At 54.4% G+C, this 2,385-nt stretch carries 7 protein-coding genes; 1 reads left to right on the forward strand and 6 read right to left on the reverse strand.

Going from position 1 to position 2,385, the window contains the following annotated elements; all coding sequences use genetic code 11:
• The coding region (locus Q6D67_RS21485) for a hypothetical protein (RefSeq protein WP_304707881.1) at positions 1-192 on the reverse strand (192 nt) is incomplete at its 3' end.
• A gap of 11 nt (positions 193-203) precedes the next feature.
• On the opposite strand from Q6D67_RS21485, the gene Q6D67_RS21490 reads away from it, so the two are divergent.
• Positions 204-533, forward strand: a complete 330-nt coding sequence (locus Q6D67_RS21490; RefSeq protein ID WP_304707883.1) for a winged helix-turn-helix domain-containing protein — start codon at positions 204-206, stop codon at positions 531-533.
• Between the two features lie 5 nt (positions 534-538).
• Here the strand turns inward: Q6D67_RS21490 and Q6D67_RS22030 are convergent, their stop codons facing one another.
• From Q6D67_RS22030 to Q6D67_RS21505, 5 genes are all read right to left on the reverse strand, one after another.
• Positions 539-787 carry a GDP-mannose 4,6-dehydratase gene (locus tag Q6D67_RS22030; protein ID WP_370552022.1) on the reverse strand — a complete coding sequence of 83 codons (249 nt, stop codon included), beginning with the start codon at positions 785-787 and terminating at the stop codon, positions 539-541.
• Positions 762-1,058: a type II toxin-antitoxin system RelE/ParE family toxin gene (locus Q6D67_RS21495; RefSeq protein WP_304707885.1), complete on the reverse strand. Its 297-nt coding sequence runs from the start codon at positions 1,056-1,058 to the stop codon at positions 762-764. Before Q6D67_RS21495 ends, Q6D67_RS22030 begins: the two co-directional genes overlap by 26 nt.
• 121 nt (positions 1,059-1,179) lie before the next feature.
• A complete protein-coding gene (locus Q6D67_RS21500) occupies positions 1,180-1,434 on the reverse strand; it encodes a type II toxin-antitoxin system ParD family antitoxin (protein ID WP_304707886.1) in 255 nt (84 codons plus the stop codon).
• Positions 1,435-1,578: 144 nt separating this feature from the next.
• A complete protein-coding gene (locus tag Q6D67_RS22035; RefSeq protein WP_370552023.1) occupies positions 1,579-1,815 on the reverse strand; it encodes an addiction module protein in 237 nt (78 codons plus the stop codon).
• Between the two features lie 90 nt (positions 1,816-1,905).
• Complete coding sequence (locus tag Q6D67_RS21505) at positions 1,906-2,238, reverse strand: hypothetical protein (protein WP_304707887.1); 333 nt, start codon at positions 2,236-2,238, stop codon at positions 1,906-1,908.
• Between the last annotated feature and the right edge of the window lie 147 nt (positions 2,239-2,385).

A 2,385-nucleotide genomic window follows, 5' to 3' on the forward strand; every position in this document is an offset into this window, starting at 1 on the left:
GAGCTGCGGATCATGAAATAGCCGCGAAACATTTTGCATGAATGACCGGGCAACTATGTTGACAGACACCGGATCCTCCGGGGCCATGGCCAGCATGGCAGCCATCGCCTGCCCAAGAGAGGGTAATCGACCGCCCATCCCCACATTTATTTGACCGAATATATCGGTATTATAGCCGACTATTTCGGTCAAATAGTCAGGTCATGATTGAAGCCATTGTCGGCAGTGAAGGAGCGGAGCGCGTGCTACTGTTCCTTGCTGCACGGAACAGCGGGTATCCACGAGAAATTGCCGCTAGCTGGTCAATGGATGTGAGCACTGTACAAAACCAGCTGCTGCGCATGGAGCGTGACGGTTTACTGGTCAGCCGCACGGTGGGTCGCACCCGAGTGTTTGAGTTTAATCCGCGCTACGCATTCAAAGATGAAGTGCGAGCTCTACTGAATAAAGCCCTGACCCAGTTGCCGCCCGGCGTGCAGGAGCAGCTGACACTCAATCGCAAGCGCCCCCGGCGCACTGGCAAGCCGTTGTGAGCATCTCACTTCGCAATTCGGGACGAGCGGAGACGGCAGCGCTCTCCTGCGGACGCTGGCAAGAGCCTGCTGCTTGGCGTGCTCCTTGCCGAGTAACCCTTTTCCAGCAAAAACTCAGCGAAGTAGGAGCCGTCCTGACCCGTGACCCCGGTGATAAGTGCTCTTTTCACGATCAATCCCCTCCTCGGTTCTACTTTCTTGGTCGGTAACCATGACGGCTTTGTTCCGCTAATCCAGAAGCCTTTGCGGTGCATCCATGTCCTCGTGAAGGACACGAACAACAAGCACCTCCGTCTCGAGCACTTGATAGAAAACAGCGTGATGCTCTACCTGCAATCTGCGATACCCGGGAAAAACATGGGCGTAGTTAGCGCCGAGAGATGGATAATGAATCAGCTGATTCATTCCTGCCTCAAGCTGATCAAGGTAACTATCCGCCTGATCGGCCCCCCATTCTTCGCAGGTATACATCCAGATTCCGGTGAGATCAGATTCCGCCTTCGGCGTGACGGTTAGTCTAAGCACTAATTCGACGCTTTCATTCNAAGGTAACTATCCGCCTGATCGGCCCCCCATTCTTCGCAGGTATACATCCAGATTCCGGTGAGATCAGATTCCGCCTTCGGCGTGACGGTTAGTCTAAGCACTAATTCGACGCTTTCATTCGCTTCCGGCCAGCCGCTTTGATGGCCGATACGTCGAGAGGCTTAGATTTTCCACTTGACTCACCGTCAGCGAGGGCCTGCCTCAGCGCGGCAAGACGTTCCTTGGCCTGCTGGTCTCTTCGGATGAGATCGCGGATATACTCGCTATCATTGCCAAAGTGACCGCTCTCAATCTGGCCTTTCACCCAGTCGTCTTGCTGCTCAGTCAGCGTGATAGTCTTCCGGTGCATGCTCATACTTGGTGCTCCTAACATATCAGTAGTATGACAATATCATACTATTTGCTTGCGCCGAATCAACTCCCCATTTCTTGACGTCCAACAGCCCAGCCCCCTTCCCCACTGGCAAGCAGGGCCCGGTAGTCGCGCTGAACTTTCTGATCACATTGCGCAGAGCAGCGCCGCGTACCCTCGCTGAATTGTTGATACGCGGATGGAAACTGCTTCTGCCTCACCAATTTCGTATGCGGTCAATCTAGACCGAGCTTCAGCTGCCCAGATTGCATCAATTTCAGGATCTGGCTGATCCAAGCTCAAAGCGGCCGTTCCGCCATAACGGCCCGCTCTCAAGCAGGAAGATGTCGTGCCACCAGAGACTCTCCATCCCCACGTCCGCATTGGTCATCAATTCCGCTCAAAATCTCCGCGGAGACGTTTTTCGGTTATGAGCTGAGTGCGCACCAAAGCGCTTGGATATAAGGCGCCAGCTCACGCCAGCCAAGCCTGCAGCTGCGGTACAGCCATGACAAGAACGACAATTCCGAGCATCCAGGTGTGTAGGTACAGCGTACGATCTTGCTTGCTAAAAAGATTATCTATATCCGCAAAGCGCTTTTCGAACTTTGCATCCTGCTGCGAAAACCGCGCATCCAACTTGGCTTCCAGGACCGCTTCGAAGTGATCTTTAGTCAGAATGTTCTCCGTATAAAATCCAAACGCTTCCGCCATAAGCTCCGCCTGCGCATCAGCCTGGGGCTCCGGCATGCCAGCATCTCTAAGCTTGCGGGCAAACCTGAGCGAATCAAACGCCAAAGTGGTCATCATAGCCCTCCTGCGGCCCCTGGCAAGATCCTGCTCCCCTACCTGCTCCCCCGCCCAGTCCACAGCATGCCAAATCCAGGTAGTGTCCCGTCAAGTGGTGTAATTCCGGTCTCCAGATTCATCCCTCAGGCGGCCTCTGGTTGTGCC

Origin of the sequence: Haliea sp. E1-2-M8 (assembly GCF_030649675.1) — a bacterium.
GTDB lineage: Bacteria > Pseudomonadota > Gammaproteobacteria > Pseudomonadales > Halieaceae > Haliea.